The sequence below is a fragment of the Nonomuraea zeae genome (assembly GCF_005889725.1).
Lineage (GTDB): Bacteria > Actinomycetota > Actinomycetes > Streptosporangiales > Streptosporangiaceae > Nonomuraea > Nonomuraea zeae.
Window position 1 is genome coordinate 1 of sequence record NZ_VCKX01000156.1, and the last position, 15,394, is coordinate 15,394.

Below are 15,394 nucleotides of genomic sequence, written 5' to 3' on the forward strand. Positions count from 1 at the left end.
TGTCCCCACGCAGATCCCCGCACGATCCCCCTCCCTTCCGGCCCGGCCGCAAAGGCGCGCTCCTCGCGGGCTCGGCCCTGCTGCTGGGCGTCCTCGTGGTCCCCGCCGCGTCCGCCGCGGCCCAGGAGCAGGAGCCCGCGCCCAGCACTGCCGCCCCCCGCCGGGTCACCGACCCGATCGCGCTGACCGGCCTCGGCCCGGGCGACCGCACGGTCACCCTGATCACCGGCGACAAGGTACGGCTCAGCGACGCCGGCGGCGGCAAGTACGCCGTCCGCCCCGAGCCGGGCGCCCGCCCCGACGGCACCAGCGCCCGGCTGTCCACCCTGGCCACCCCGAAGGGCGTGTACGTCACCCCGAGCGACGCCGTGCCCGCCATCAACGCCGGCCGCCTGGACCGGGAGCTGTTCAACGTCACCTACCTGGCCGAGAACGGCTACACCGACGACAGGACCAAGCAGCTGCCGGTCATCGTGCAGTACCCGCGGCAGCGCACGGACGCGGCCGTCGCCGCGGCCGCGAAGGCCATCCCGGCCAGCGAGCCCGTGCTCACCCTGGAGAGCGTCAACGCCTCGGCTCTCCAGGTGACCAAGGCCGAGGCGGGCGCGTTCTGGGGCGCAGTGCGGGCCGTACCGGACAAGAAGGGCGCGAACGGGCTCCAGAGCGTGCCGGACACGCTGCGCGGCGACATCGCCAAGGTGTGGCTGGACCGCAAGGTCAAGGCCGACCTCGCCGAGAGCGTCCCGATGATCGGCGCGCCGCAGGCGTGGGCCGGCGGCCACGACGGCGCCGGCGTGAAGGTCGCCGTCCTGGACACCGGCGTCGATGCCGGGCACCCCGACCTCGCCGGCCGCATCGCCGACAGCAGATCCTTCATCCCCGGCCAGGAGGTGCGCGACGGCCACGGCCACGGCACGCACGTCGCCTCCACCATCGCCGGCTCCGGCGCGGCGGCGGCCGGCCGGTACAAGGGCGTCGCGCCCGGCGCCCAGCTGATCGTCGGCAAGGTGCTGGCCGACGACGGCTCGGGGACCGACTCCCAGGCCATCGAGGGCATGGAGTGGGCCGCGGCCTCCGGCGCCAAGGTGATCAGCATGAGCCTCGGCAGCGGCCCCACCGACGGGACCGACCCGATGAGCCAGGCGGTCAACACGCTGAGCGCATCCACGGGCGTCCTGTTCGTGATCGCCGCCGGCAACTCCGGCGCGGTCGAGACGGTCTCCGCGCCCGGCGCGGCGGACGCGGCCCTGACCGTCTCCGCCGTGGACAAGAGCGACGAGCTGGCCCCGTTCTCCAGCCAGGGGCCGCGCGTCGGCGGCGGGCTCAAGCCGGACATCGCCGCCCCGGGCGTGGCCATCACCGCGGCACGCGCGGCGGGCACCACGATGGGCACCCCGCTCGACGAGCACTACACGAGCGCGGCGGGCACCTCGATGGCGACCCCGCACGTCGCCGGAGCCGCCGCGATCATGGCGCAGCGGCATCCGGACTGGACGGGCCCGCAGATCAAGGCCGCGCTCATGTCGACCGCCAAGGACGACCGGCTCAGCGCCTACCAGCAGGGCGCCGGCCGGGTGGACGTGGCCAGGGCGTACAGCCAGCAGGTCTTCGCCGTCACCACCGGGGCCGACTTCGGCGCCGTCGAGGGCGACGCGGCCCCCGTTACCAGGGAGCTGACCTACACCAACCTGGGCGGCGGGCCGGTCACGCTGGCCCTGGCCCCCGCCCTGAGCAAGTCGGACGGCAGCGCGGTCGAGGGCGCGCTGAGCCTCGCCGGTACGACGCTCACCGTGCCGGCCGGCGGCACCGCGACCACCACCGCCACCCTCGACCCCAAGGCCCTGGCCGGCCTGGACACCTACACCGGCGCCGTCACCGCGACCGCCGACGGCGTCCAGCTGCGCATCCCCGTGGGCGTGGTACGTGAGGTCCCCAAGGCCACGCTCACCATCCACACCCTGGGCCGGGACGGCAAGCCGCGCAGCCCCGTGGCCCAGGACACCATCGACGTGTCCGGCAACAAGGGCGTGCTCGGCGGTGTCGCCCTGACCGCCGAGGGGACCACGGTCACCCGCGTCCCGCAGGGCCTCATCAGCGTGACGCAGGTCCTCGGCTGGGTCGGCGACGACGACCGGGACAACCTGGCGCTCCTGTCCGTGCCGGAGCTCAGCGTCACCGGGGACACCGAGATCACGCTCGACGCCCGCAAGCTGACCGAGATCCGGTTCACCACCCCGCAGCCGGCCGAGCCGCTGAACAACTTCCCCTTGCTGGCGTACCAGCGGACGGTGACCAGCGGCGACTCCTACATGGGCTTCATCTGGCCGAACGCGCCGATCGGCGGGTGGAGCCGGCTGTGGGCGCTGCCCACGGAGAAGGTCACCAAGGGCGCCTTCCGCTTCCACACCCGCACCACCCTCGGCAAGTCCGAGGTCGCCATGAGCGTGCGCGGGCGCGGCGGGCTCACCCTGCACCCGGCCTCCGCGATGCACGGCTTCAACCCCCTCGGCGTGCACGAGCAGAGCGACGGCTTCCCCGACTTCCGGCCGTTCACCGGCACCCGCGAGCTGGAGGTCGTCGACGTCGGTGCGGGCAGGCCCGAGGACATCGCCGGCCGCGACCTGCGCGGCAAGCTCGTCCTCATGGAGGCGCCGATGTCGGAGGGCGTGTTCGGCCCCTCGTGCGGCGTCCAGATCGAGCGCGTCGGCCCGATCCGCGACGCCGGCGCGGCTGCGCTCCTGCACTTCCCGCAGGTCGGCACCGGCTGCGCGATCCCGCTTCGCTTCACGCAGATCCCGTTCACCGGAGAGTCCAAGCCCATCGGCATCTCCACCGCGTCCCTGCCCTCCCGTGAGGGGCTGGCCCTGCGCGAGCGGCTCGCCGGGGGCAAGCCGGTCACCGTCCGGGTGACCGGCACCGAGGAGTCGCCCCACACCTACACCTTCGCCCCCTACGAGGAGGGCCGGGTGCCCCGCTCGATGCACTACACCTTCACCGAGCGCGACCTCGCCCGGATCGACCTGGACATCCACACGGTCGCGCCGCACCGTTACAACGACTGGCGGTACGCGCAGAAGGCCGACGACGTCCTGCCGCTGTCCACGGCGGCGTCGGAATGGGGCGGTCCCCGGCTCACCCTGCCCGGACGGCGCGACTGGGTCGGGCCCCTCGACCCCGAGGTCCTCTGGTCGCACGGCATGGAGGAGCAGCTGGACACGCCGGAGAAGGACCGGGTCCCGCAGTGGGCCCTGGAGGTCTTCGACAAGCCGGTCCGCACCCGGCAGTCCTGGCTGACCACCCCGTTCACGCCCGGCGCCCCGACCGGCTCGGACCAGGTCTACAAGCTCGCCAAGCCGGGCGCGAACATCGGCGCGCACTTCCGGTGCATGATCTGCGTCCAGGGCGGCAGCCTGTGGGCGGAGTTCGAGCCCAGCTACGGCTCGCCGGGCACCAGGAAGCGCAGCGGCGGCTACTGGCCGACCAGTGACCTGACCCCGGGCTTCGACGTCCGCCTCTACCGGGACGGCAAGGAGATCCCGCGCGCCCCCGTCGGCGGCACCGACATCATGCCGCTCTTCACGCTGCCGGAAGGCCCGGGAAGCTACCGGCTGACCGCCAGGAACGACGGGCACGACACCGAATGGACCTTCACCACCCCGGTCGCGCCCGAACCCCTGCCCGGCTCCTTCTGCTCGCTCCAGGTCCTGTACGGCACGGCGGAGCCCTGCAAGCCGGCCCCGGTCGTGTTCGTCAGCTACGACCTCGGCGACACCCTGGACGTCGCCAACAGCGTGCGCGCGGGCCGTCCGCACACCTTCACCGTCTCCCCCTACCACTCCCCGTCCGCCTCGAAGATGCCGGACATCGCCGGCCTGAAGCTGTGGGCCAGCACCGACGACGGCGCCACCTACACCCCCGTCCCCGTCCAGCGCGGCAAGGACGGGGCCTACACCGCCACCACCCGCTACCCCGCGCTCAAGCACACCAAGGGGGCCGTGACCCTCAAGGTCGAGTCCTGGGACAAGGCGGGCAACACCATCAAGCAGACCACCGTCCGCGCCTTCAATCTCCGTTAGTGCACGCGTAATTACCGGGCCACGGAGATGGCCCGGTAATTACCGGCCGTCATGGAAAAACCACGCGACCGGAAACCGATTGTCCTGACGCGGCGACGCTTTGTATGTGCCGCGCGTCTTTACCCTTTCTGTCAGGCCGTCAGGGGAGTGGCACCAGCTCCGTGATCTCGGCCAGCTCCGCGGCGGTCGGCTCCCAGTCGCCGGCCGCCGCGTTGGCCCGCACCTGCTCGGGCCCGGTCGCGCCGGCGATCACCGAGCCGCAGCCGGGCAGCGCGGCCAGCGCGCCGACGGCCACGTCCAGGAGGGACCGGTCGTGCTTTTCGGCCCAGGCCGCCAGCGCCTCCACCCGGTCCAGCTTCTCCGGTGTGACGAGCTGGGGCCGCTGCGCGAGCCGGGTCCCGGACGGCGGCTCCTGCCCGCGCCGCACCTTCCCCGTCAGCAGCCCGTGGGCCAGCGGGAAGTACGGCAGCACGCCGACCCCGTAGTGCACGGCCGCCGGCACCACCTCGCGCTCGGCGCCGCGCTCCAGCAACGACCAGTGGTTCTGTGCCGACACGAACGACGCGTGGCCTCTCTCGCGGGCCACGTGCGCGGCCTCGGCGATCTGCCAGCCGGTCAGGTTGGAGCTGCCGATGTAGCGCACCTTGCCCTCGCGTACCAGCTCTGTCAGGGCCTCCAGCGTCTCCTCGATCGGCGTGCTGCCGTCGGGGAAGTGGTACTGGTAGAGGTCGATGTAGTCGGTGCGCAGGCGGCGCAGCGACCCTTCCACCGCGCGCCGGATGTACGACCGGCCGCCCAGCGCCCCGCGGGCCTGCCCCTGCCCGTAGTCGGGACGGTTGCCCTGGCTGCCGAACTTGGTGGCCAGCACCACCTGCTCCCGCCGGCCGGCGAGCGCCTCGCCGAGCAGCTCCTCCGATGCGCCCGGCGTGGCGCCGTACGACTCGGCGGTGTCGAAGAGCGTCACGCCCTCCTCGATCGCCGCGTCCACCACCGCCCGCGTACGGGCCGCGTCGATACGCGCGCCGATGCTGTTGCAGCCCAGCCCGATCACCGACACCCGGAGGCCCGAGTCGCCCAAGGTCCTGTAACGCATGATCCAAAGTTACCTTCCGCTAGAACGGTCAGCCTGAGCGGTACCCCAGGCGACCGGCAGCCGGTCCACCCCGTACACCGCCATGCGGTCACGGGTCGGCACCTCGGCCGCCGGAACGGCCAGGCGCAGATCGGGGAAGCGCTCGAAGAGCGCGGTCAGCGCGATGCGGAGCTCGGCCCGGGCGAGATGCTGCCCGAGACACTGGTGGATGCCGTGCCCGAACGCCAGGTGCCCGGCCGCGGAGCGGTCCAGGTCCAGCCGGTCCTGGCCGGGGAAGTGGGCCGGATCCCGGTTCGCGACCGGCAGCGCCAGCACCACGGTCTCGCCGGCCGCGATCACCTGGCCGCCGATCTCGACGTCGGCCAGCGCGGTGCGGCGTACGTCGAACTGGAGGATGGACAGGTATCGCAGCAGCTCCTCGACCGCGGGCCCGGCGAGCTCCGGGTCCGCGGGCAGGCGGGCCCGCTGGTCCGGGTCGGTCAGCAGCGCGAACGTCCCGAGCGCGAGCATGCTCGACGTGGGCAGATGGCCGGTGGCCAGCAGCACCATCCCGAGGTTGGTGAGCTCGTCGTCGCTGAGGTCGCCGCTGGCCACGGCGTGCGCCAGCACCCCGTCGTCCGGCGGCCCGGTCCCGGCGCGCAGCCGCGCGAGGAGGCCGCGGACCGTCCCGGTGATCGACAGCACGGCGCCGGCGGTCTGTTCCGGCGTGGAGTCCAGGTCGTTCATCACCGACGTCGCCGCCTGGATCACGTGCCGGTCCCCGGCGGGGACGCCGAGCAGCTCGCAGATGACCAGTGCCGCGACGGGCATGGCGAACGACGTCACGAGGTCGGCGGGCGAGCCGCCGTCCGCCATCTCGTCGAGGGTCCGCGCGGTGTAGCGCCGGATCGCGGGCGTCAGCTCGGCGACGCGGCGCGCCCCGAAGTGGCGGCCCAGCAGGCGCCGGTAGCGGGTGTGGTCGGGCGGGTCCATGTGCGGGAAGATGCCGGGCTCGGCGGGGGGCGGCCGCTGGTGCGCACGCTCGCGGCCGACCGGCTGGTGCAGCAGCTCGCGCCGGGTGCTGAAGCGTGGATCCGCCAGGATGGCGCGGGTCACGGTGTACCCGGTCGCCACCCACCCGACGTGCCCGTCGGGGTAGGCGAGCCGGCTGAGCGGGGGGCGATTCCGCAGCTCGGCCGGCGGGTCGAAAGGGGTGGTCCGGTCGGTCTCCAACGGCTGGGCCTTCCGGCCATCGCTCATCCGCAGTCTCCCACCTGGGCGCCGGGCAGGAACCGCCCCGGCACGCCGTTGATCATCCGCGGTGAAGATTATGCATCGTTCGTCCGAAAAATGACACCACTAGTCATTTATGGACCGGCCGATTAGCATCGGCGCTGACCGCCCGGACACATCTGTCAACACGCAGGTTGCGAGACCGCCGTACGTTATCGCCGGTCTCTTTTTCGGCAACCCGGCAGCTCTTCCCGCAGGCTCATTCTTTCCCCGAGCAGAGGTGTTAATGGCGTACCCGGAGGCACAGGTCGCGGTTGTCGGCGGGGGCCCGGTGGGGCTCATACTCGCGTGCGAGTTGGCCGTCCACGGCGTCCCGGTGGTGGTGCTCGAACGACTGCCCGCGATCGAATGGCGCCCGAAGGCGGAAGGCATCACCGGACGGGCGATCGACATCATGGACCGTCGCGGTCTCATGATCGGGGTCACCGACGCCGTCACCGCGCCACCGACGGCCGAGATGCTGGCCCGCATCGCGGAGGGCGAGCAGCGGCCGGACAGCCTGCTCCCCAAGGAGTTCCCCGGCGCGCGGCATTTCGCGAGCATGTTCCTGCTCCGCCCGGAGTCCCCCGACCTGCTGGTGCCCCAGCAGCTCCTGGAGGAGGACCTGGGGCGGCGCGCGGCCGAGCTCGGCGTCGAGGTGCGGCGCGGCCACACCGTCACCGGTTTCACCCAGGACGACGACCGGGTGCGTCTCGACGTCGAAGGTCCCGGCGGGCCGTACCGGATGGAGGCCGAGTGGCTGGCCGGCTGCGACGGCGGCCGGAGCCTGATCAGGAAGCTGTCCGGCATCGCCTTCCCGGGGACGGACGGCGTCACGACCGGCTACCGCGCCTTCGCCGAGATCGACGACCCCGAGTTCCACCTCCCCGGGTGGTTCCGCAAGGACGGCGGCCTGCTCGTCTACGAGGAGGGACCGGCCCGGTTCATCACGCTGGAGTTCGACGGCCCGCCGGCGAACCGGGACGCGGCCATCACCCTGGAGGAGTTCCAGGAGTCGCTGCGCCGGCTCAGCGGCACCAAGGTGACGGTCACCGAGGTCAAGAAGATCACCCGGTTCACCGACAACGCCCGGCAGGCCGAGACGTACCGCAGCGGGCGGTTGCTGCTCGTCGGCGACGCGGCGCACGTCCACTCGCACTGGAGCGGCCCAGGACTGCGGCTCGGGCTCGGAGACGCGGTCAACCTCGGCTGGAAGCTCGCCGCCGTCGCGCGCGGCTGGTGCCACGAGGACCTGCTCGACACCTACCACTCCGAGCGGCACCCGATCGGCGCGCAGACGCTGGAGATCCAGCGGGCCTCGATCGCGTTGATGCGGCCCGGCCCGCACGTGGACGCGTTGCGCCGGCTGCTGAGGGAGCTGCTGCTGCGCGACGAGGCGAACCGGCAGCTCACCGCCCTGATCGACGACCTGCACATCAGCTACGACATGGGTGACCCGTCGCTGACCGGCCCGCTGGTCGGGCGCTACAGCCCGGACCTGCGGCTCCGGCACGCCGCCGGCGGCATCCAGGTAGCGCGGCCGCAGCGTGACGACGGCACCGTACGGGTCGCGGAGCTGCAACGCACCGGACGGCCGCTGCTGCTCGACCTCGCCGACGACCCTGAGCTGCGGGCACTCGCCGGGCCCTGGGCCGACCGGGTCGACGTGGTCACCGCCGGATGCCCCGAGGCCCCGGCGGACGCCCTGCTGATCCGGCCGGACGGCTTCGTCGCCTGGAGCACGCCCGCCGACCACGCGTCGCTGCGGGCCGCCCTCACCCGATGGTTCGGCCCCCCAGGACGGCCGGACCGCCCGAGCGCCGCCGGAGGCCGGAATGAGTGATCGCAAGCGGACCACGTCGACCACGCTGAACACCCTGACCACGCTGCCCGCCTCGGCCTCGGTCGACGACGCGATCGAGGTGGTCGAGCGGGACGGAACGGTGATCATCGAGGACTTCATCGACGCCGCCACGCTCAGCGGCCTGTGGGACGACCTGGGCCCGGCCCTGGAACGCCAGACGGACGGCGACGGACGGCTGGTCGGCGAGAAGACCCGGATCCTGCCGGGGCTGGTGCGCCGGAGCGACCACTCGATCACGATCATGCGGCAGCCGCACTTCCTGGGCAGCGCCCGGCACTTCCTGCAGCGACCGGTGCGGGCCTGGCTCGGCGAGCAGCGCGTGGAGCTGGTCCCGACGATCCAGCTCGGCATCTCGCGGGCGATCCAGATCCAGCCCGGCGTCCCGATCCAGGGGCTGCACCGGGACGACACGGCCCACCTCCGTACCCATCCGGGCCCGGAGAGCCGGGTGCAGGTCATGGTCGCCGCCAGCGAGTTCACCGCGCGCAACGGCGCCACCCGCCTGATCCCGGGGAGCCACCGGTGGGACGACGAGCGGGCGCCCCGCGACGACGAGGCGATCCCCGCCGAGATGCGGGCCGGCTCCGCCTTGCTGTGGCTCGGCAGCACGTACCACGGCGCCGGCGTCAACGCCTCGGACGCGCCCCGCACCGGCCTGTCGTACGCCTACGACCTCGGCAACCTCCGCCAGGAGGAGAACCACTACCTGTCCCTGCCGCTGGACACGGTCCGCGGCTTCCCCGAGGACATCCAGCGCCTCCTCGGCTACGAGGCCTGCCCTCCGATGTGCGGCCTGTACGAGCTGAGCGACCCGATGCTGCTGCTGCGCGACGGGCCGGACAGCCCCGCCGCGACGGCCGCCAGGTGAGGCCCGGCAGCCGCTCGTTCCATCACGCCCCGCGCCGCGGCGTGCCGCGCTGAAGGAGGACAGGTGCGCACCCCCGACATCTACCTGCGCAGTATCGGCGTCCATCTGCCGCCGGTGGTCAGCATCGAGACGGCCGTGGCCGAGGGCCGCTATCCGGCCGACGAGATGGAGTACTTCCGCCTCGGCGGGGCCGCGGTGGCGGGCGACATCCCCGCTCCGGAGCTCGCGTTGCGGGCGGCCCGGCACGCGTTCGAACGCTCGGGCGGCATCTCGCCGCGCGACCTGGACCTGATGCTGTACGCCGACGTCTGGCACCAGGGGCCCGAGGGCTGGCAGCCCCAGTTCTACCTGCAGCAGCACCTCGTGGGCGGCGACGTCCTGGCGGTCGAGCTGCGGCACGGCTGCTGCGGGCTGTTCAGCGCGCTGAAGCTCACCGCCGGATACTTACGGCCGGGCGGCACCGCGCTGCTGGTCGGCGCCGACAACCACGGCACCCCATTGGTCGACCGGTGGCGCATGATCGAGGGCAACGTGATGGGCGACGCCGGCTGCGCGCTGCTGGTCACCACGGACCCGGGCTTCGCCGAGCTGCGGTCGGTCAACGTGGTCGTGCTGCCGGAGGCCGAATCGGTCAACGACGGCGGCGTGCCGATGTTCCCGCCCGACGCCACCGTGGGCCGCCCGCTCGACTTCGCCGCCCGCAACCGCGAGTTCCGCAAGCGGATGCTCGCCCGCGACGGCGCCGGGATCATGCTGGCGATCCAGACCACCTTGATGGAGCTGGTCGACCGCACGCTCAAGGAGGCGGGGATCACGCTCGACGAGGTGGCCCGCGTGGCCTTCCCGCACGGGCGCTGGGACGACCTGGAGCACCGGGGGGTGAACTGGTTCGGGCTCACCCTGGCCGACACCACCTGGGAGTACGGCGCCGGCATCGGCCATCTCGGCGTCAGCGACCAGTTCGTGGCCCTGGACCACCTGCTGGCCACCGGGGCGCTGGCCCGCGGCGACTACGTGCTGCTCGTCGGGCTGGGCGCCGGCACCACCATGGCCTGCGCCGTCCTGCGGATCCTCGACGTCCCCGCGGAGTACGCCTCCGGCGGGCCCGGCTGAGCGGGCACGCGCATCGGCGATCAAGTTCGACCAGCCCGGGAGGCGACATGGAGACGGCGGACATGTACATCAGCGGGGTCGGGTCGTACCTGCCCGCCACGGTGAGCGTGGAGCACGCCGTGGCGGCGGGCTGGTACTCCGCCGAGGAGGTCGAGCTGCACCGGCTGGCCGCGGTCGCGGTGGCCGGCGACGTCCCGCCGCCGGAGATGGCGCTGCGCGCGGCGCGGAGCGCGGTGGCCCGCAGCGGGCGCTCCCCCACCGAGCTGGACCTGCTGCTGTACGTCTCGACCTGGCACCAGGGCCCGGAGGGCTGGCCGCCGCAGGCGTACGTGCAACGCCACCTGGTCGGCGACGGCGTCCTGTCCACCCAGCTCAAGCAGGGCTGCAACGGCATGTTCGCCGCCCTGGAGCTGGCCGCGAGCTACCTGCGCGCGCCCGGCCGCCAGGCGGCGCTGCTGGTCGCCGCCGACAACTACGGCACCCCGCTCGTCGACCGGTGGCGGATGCTGCCCGGGGCCGTCGCCGGCGACGCGGGCAGCGCGCTCGTGCTCGACACCGAGCCGGGGTTCGCCCGGCTGGCGTCGGTGTGCACGATGTCGGTGTCGCAGGCCGAGGAGATGCACCGCTGCGCCGAGCCGCTGTTCCCGCCCGGCGTCACCGAGGGCCGCACGGTGGACTTCGCCGCGCACAACGACGTGTTCCGGCGGCGCGCGGTGGTCGAGGGCGACGGGACCGGGGTGCTGGTGACCCTGGACGAGCGGATGGTCGAAGTGATCGACCGGGCCCTGTCGGAGGCCGGGATCAAGGCGGCCGACGTGACCCGGGTGGCGTGCATGAACACCTCCCAGGAGATCGCCGACCAGATCTGCGAGCACCGGCTGGGCATCCCGGCGTCCCGGTCGGTCTGGGACTTCGGCCGGACGATCGGCCACTGCGGGGCCAGCGACCAGATCCTCGCCCTGGAGCACCTGGTCCGCGGCGGCGACCTGAGACCGGGCGACCACCTGCTGATGTTCGGCTTCGGGCCAGGTGTGACCATCTCGGGCGCCGTCGTGGAGATTCTGGAGTCGCCCGTGTGGGCGCGGATACGGGAAGGCGATGTGTGATGGATCGACCGGTCGAATCGATCGCGCTGATCGGGATCGGCTGCCGCCTGCCCGGCGGCGTCGGATCGGCGCAGGAGTACTGGGACCTGCTGTGCGAGGGCCGGGACGCCAGCGGACCGGCGCCCGCCGACCGCTGGCGCGACTACGCCGACCGCGGCCCTTCGTACGCGGCGGCGGTCCGCCGCACCCTCGCGCACGGCAGCTTCCTGGAAGGGGCGGCCGACTTCGACGCGGAGTTCTTCGGGCTCTCGCCGCGCGAGGCGGAGCTGATGGACCCGCAGCAGCGCCTCGTCATGGAGACGGCGTGGGAGGCGCTGGAGCACGCCGGGGTGTCACCGGACGCGCTGGCCGGCACGGACGCGGGCGTGTACGTGGGCGTCTGCACCGGCGACTACGGGCATCGCCTGCTGGAGGACCTGCCTGACATCGAGGCGTGGACCGGGATCGGCGCCGCCGGCTGCGCGGTCGCCAACCGGGTGTCGTACGCGCTCGACCTGCGCGGCCCCAGCCTGGCGGTGGACACGGCGTGCTCGGCGTCGCTGGTCGCCGTGCACCTGGCCGTGCAGGCGCTGCGCGCGGGCGAGACCGACGTGGCGCTGGCCGGCGGGGTCAACCTCATCCTGTCCCCCGGCGAGACGCTGACCCTGGACGCGGCGGGCACGCTGGCGCCCGACGGGCGGAGCAAGTCGTTCGACGCCGCCGCCGACGGGTACGGCCGGGGCGAGGGCGCGGCGGTCGTCGTGCTCAAGCGGCTCGCCGACGCCGTACGCGACGGGGACCGGATCCTCGCCACCATCCGCGGCAGCGCGGTCAACCAGGACGGCCGCACCGCGGGCATCATGGCGCCGTGCGGCCAGGCGCAGGAGCACGTCATGCGCCGCGCGCTGCGGCAGGCGGGCGTCGAGCCCGGCACGGTCGGTTACGTCGAGGCGCACGGCACCGGCACCGCGGTCGGCGACCCGCTCGAAGCCGGCGCGCTGGGGGCCGTGTACGGCGCGGGCCGGCCGGCGGACCAGCCGTGCCTGATCGGCTCGGCCAAGTCCAACATCGGTCACCTGGAAGGTGCCGCCGGCATCGCCGGGCTGGTCAAGGCGGTCCTGGCGCTCGAACGCGGCCAGCTCCCGCCGAGCCGGCTCGACACGCCCACTCCGGCCGTCGACTGGACCGGCGCCGGGCTGCGAGTGGTGGACAAGCCGACGCCGTGGCCTACCTCCGCGCATCCGCGCCGCGCCGCGGTCTCAGCCTTCGGCTACGGCGGAACCGTCGCCCACGTCGTCCTCGAACAAGCACCACCCACCGGACCGGCCATCGCGCCCGCCGCCTCGACCACCTCGACCGCGTCGGCCGCGTCGGGAACCGCAGAGACCGGAGGACCCGCGGACGCCGGGCAGACGGCGGGGCGATTGTTTCCGGTGTCCGCCGCGTCGCGGGCGGCGCTGCGGCAGGCGGCCGGCAACCTGGCCGGCGTCGTCGGCGACCTGCCCCCGGCCGACGTCGGGCACACGCTCGCCCAACGCCGCGCCCACCTGCCGCACCGGGCGGTGGTGGCGGCGGACAGCCCGGCCGCGCTGGCCGACCGGCTGCGCGCCCTGTCCACCGGCGCCCCGCACGACGCCGTGACCACCGGGCGGGTGCTCGTCGATCCCGGTCCAGGCCCGGTGTTCGTGTTCTCGGGACACGGCTCGCAGTGGGCCGGCATGGGCCGGGAGCTGCTGGAGACCGAGCCGGCGTTCGCCGCGGTGATCGACGAGCTGGAGCCGGTGTTCGCCGCCGAGATCGGCTTCTCGCCACGGGAGGTGCTCGCCGAGGACGAGCTGACCGAGGTGGACCGGATCCAGACCATGATCTTCGCGATGCAGCTCGGCCTGGTCGAGCTGTGGCGGGCACACGGGGTGCGCCCGCACGCGGTCATCGGGCATTCGGTGGGCGAGATCGCCGCCGCCGTGACGGCCGGTGCGCTGAGCCGTCTGGACGGCGCCCGGCTGATCTGCCGCAGGTCCCGGCTGCTGCGGCGGGTCGCGGGCCGCGGTGCGATGGCCATGGTGCAGCTGCCGTTCGCGGAGACGGCGCGGCTGCTGGGCGACCGTACCGACGTGGTCGCCGCGATCGCGTCATCGCCCGGCTCGACGGTGGTGTCCGGCGATCCGGACGCCGTGGCCGGCGTGCTGGCCGGCTGGATCGAGGAGGGCATCCCGGGCCGCCGGGTCGCCTCGGACGTGGCCTTCCACGGGCCGCAGATGGATCCGCTCCTGGCCGAGCTGACCGCCGCCGCGGCCGACCTCACCCCCGGCGTCCCCGGTGTCCGCGTCTACTCGACGGCGCTGGACGATCCGCGGGCGGACCCCGGCTTCGACGGCGCGTACTGGGCGGTCAACCTGCGCCGGCCGGTACGCCTGGCCGACGCGGTCGCGGCGGCCGCGGCCGACGGGTACCGGGCCTTCGTCGAGCTCTCCGCGCACCCGGTGGTCACCCACTCGGTGCTGGAGACGCTGAGCGCGGGCGGGCACGAGGAGGTCTTCGTCGGCACGTCGCTGCGGCGCAACCGTCCCGCGCGGGCCACCCTGCTGGCCGGGGTGGCCGCGGCGCACTGCGCCGGACTCGACGTGGACTGGCGAGGGCTGCAGCCGGCCGGCGGGCCGGTCGTGCTCCCCTCCTATCCTTGGCAGCACCGCACGCATTGGCGGGCGCCGTCGGCTCCGGACACCGCCGGTCGCGGCCACGATCCTGGCACGCACACGCTGCTCGGCGACGGCATCGACCTCGCGGGGGCCGACGTACGGCTCTGGCGGACCGCCGTGGACGACCAGACCCGGCCCTACCCCGGCAGCCATGCGATCGAGGGCGTGGAGATCGTGCCGGCCGCGGTGCTCGCGACGACCTTCTTCGCCGCCGCCGGAGGCCAGGTGCTCGGCGAGGTGACGATGTCGGCGCCGCTGCTGACCGCCGACCGCCGCGAGGTCCAGGTCATACGGCAGGGAACCGGGCTGCGGCTGGCCGCCCGCGCCGCGGGCGAGCCGGACGCCGCCTGGCAGATGATCGCCACCGCAGCCGTGCCCGAGACGCCGGGAGAGGCGCCCGCTCCCCCGGAGCACCCGCTCACGCCGGTGGAGCCGGGTCTGATCATGCAGCGGCTCGCCGCCGTCGGCGTGCCCGGCACCGGGTTCGGCTGGACGGTCGAGGAGCTGCTGCGCGGCCACGGCGCGCTGCGTGCCCGGGTGAAGTGCGGGCCGGCCCTCACCTGGGCCCCCGTGCTGGACGCGGCGATGTCGGTGGCGCCGAGCGCGTTCCCCGGCGACCCGCTGCTGCGCATGGTGACGCACGTCGATCGGCTGGTCACGGTCGGAGAGCCGCCGGCCGCGGTGGACATCGAGGTCTGGCTCGACCCCGAGCGCGCCGACACGGTGCAGGTACGGGTGACCGACCCGGCCGGGACCGTCGTCGGCTGGCTGTCGGGGCTGCGGTACCCGGTGATCGACGTACCGGCTGCCCCGGACAACGGCGCGGAAGGCGTGCGGCCCGCCGAGTCGATCGCCGACCTGGGGCCTGCGGAGCTGCGCGCGTTCCTGCTGGAGGAGGTCGGCGCGCAGATCGCCAAGGAGATGCGGCTGGCCCCCGCCGACCTGTCGCCGCACCGGCCGCTGGTCGAGCAGGGGCTGGACTCGGTGCTGACGGTGGTCGTCCGGCGGCGGCTGGAAAAGCGCTTCCGCTGCTCGCTGCCGACGACCCTGCTGTGGCGGCAGCCAACCGTCGCCGCGGTCTCCGACTTCATCGCCGAGCTGGTGTCCACGCCGGGCGGCGACGGGAACGGCGACAAGGGGTGAGGGGCGCGGGGCGGCGCTGACCCCTGCGGCGTCCGCGTCGATGTACGTTTCATGACGCCAGTGGCCGGCCCCGCCTGAGCGCTCTCGTATCGTCCCCGGTCAGAGGGCGGGAAAGCGGTCGCGCCGGCCCGCGGCCGCTTCCCGGCACGTACGCCGGGGTCGCGGACCTGGTGGGGCGGCGGGTGGGCGGATACCGTCCGGT

8 protein-coding genes are annotated in these 15,394 nt (G+C 73.8%); 6 read left to right on the forward strand and 2 right to left on the reverse strand.

The genetic code is table 11. From position 1 onward, the window contains the following. On the forward strand, positions 1–4,076 hold a 4,076-nt coding region (locus ETD85_RS37580; protein WP_338087204.1), incomplete at its 5' end, for a S8 family peptidase. Between the two features lie 139 nt (positions 4,077–4,215). On the opposite strand, the gene ETD85_RS37585 is transcribed toward ETD85_RS37580, so the two are convergent. After that, positions 4,216–5,169, reverse strand: coding sequence for an aldo/keto reductase (locus ETD85_RS37585; protein WP_138694592.1), 954 nt, complete (start codon positions 5,167–5,169; stop codon positions 4,216–4,218). Positions 5,170–5,178: 9 nt separating this feature from the next. Beyond that, on the reverse strand, positions 5,179–6,408 hold the full coding sequence (locus ETD85_RS37590) for a cytochrome P450 (protein WP_138694593.1): 1,230 nt from the start codon (positions 6,406–6,408) through the stop codon (positions 5,179–5,181). 259 nt (positions 6,409–6,667) lie between these two features. Here ETD85_RS37590 and ETD85_RS37595 point away from each other — a divergent pair, with 259 nt between their 5' ends. The 5 genes from ETD85_RS37595 (at position 6,668) to ETD85_RS37615 (ending at position 15,192) form a co-directional block, all read left to right on the forward strand. Further along, positions 6,668–8,263: an FAD-dependent monooxygenase gene (locus ETD85_RS37595; protein WP_138694594.1), complete on the forward strand. Its 1,596-nt coding sequence runs from the start codon at positions 6,668–6,670 to the stop codon at positions 8,261–8,263. Continuing rightward, positions 8,256–9,152, forward strand: a complete 897-nt coding sequence (locus tag ETD85_RS37600; protein ID WP_138694595.1) for a phytanoyl-CoA dioxygenase family protein — start codon at positions 8,256–8,258, stop codon at positions 9,150–9,152. Before ETD85_RS37595 ends, ETD85_RS37600 begins: the two co-directional genes overlap by 8 nt. A gap of 63 nt (positions 9,153–9,215) precedes the next feature. Next, positions 9,216–10,265 carry a ketoacyl-ACP synthase III family protein gene (locus tag ETD85_RS37605; RefSeq protein ID WP_138694596.1) on the forward strand — a complete coding sequence of 350 codons (1,050 nt, stop codon included), beginning with the start codon at positions 9,216–9,218 and terminating at the stop codon, positions 10,263–10,265. Positions 10,266–10,312: 47 nt separating this feature from the next. Further along, positions 10,313–11,371 carry a ketoacyl-ACP synthase III family protein gene (locus ETD85_RS37610; RefSeq protein ID WP_138694597.1) on the forward strand — a complete coding sequence of 353 codons (1,059 nt, stop codon included), beginning with the start codon at positions 10,313–10,315 and terminating at the stop codon, positions 11,369–11,371. Continuing rightward, positions 11,371–15,192, forward strand: coding sequence for a type I polyketide synthase (locus ETD85_RS37615; RefSeq protein WP_138694598.1), 3,822 nt, complete (start codon positions 11,371–11,373; stop codon positions 15,190–15,192). The genes ETD85_RS37610 and ETD85_RS37615 overlap by 1 nt, the downstream gene beginning before the upstream one ends. The last annotated feature ends 202 nt before the right edge of the window (positions 15,193–15,394 follow it).

Bases quoted from the DNA above. Each gene is read 5' to 3' on its own strand.
- ETD85_RS37585 (WP_138694592.1), bottom strand. From the start codon at position 5,169: ATGCGTTACAGGACCTTGGGCGACTCGGGCCTCCGGGTGTCGGTGATC.
- ETD85_RS37590 (WP_138694593.1), bottom strand. From the start codon at position 6,408: ATGAGCGATGGCCGGAAGGCCCAGCCGTTGGAGACCGACCGGACCACC.
- ETD85_RS37595 (WP_138694594.1), top strand. From the start codon at position 6,668: ATGGCGTACCCGGAGGCACAGGTCGCGGTTGTCGGCGGGGGCCCGGTG.
- ETD85_RS37600 (WP_138694595.1), top strand. From the start codon at position 8,256: ATGAGTGATCGCAAGCGGACCACGTCGACCACGCTGAACACCCTGACC.
- ETD85_RS37610 (WP_138694597.1), top strand. From the start codon at position 10,313: ATGGAGACGGCGGACATGTACATCAGCGGGGTCGGGTCGTACCTGCCC.
- ETD85_RS37615 (WP_138694598.1), top strand. From the start codon at position 11,371: ATGGATCGACCGGTCGAATCGATCGCGCTGATCGGGATCGGCTGCCGC.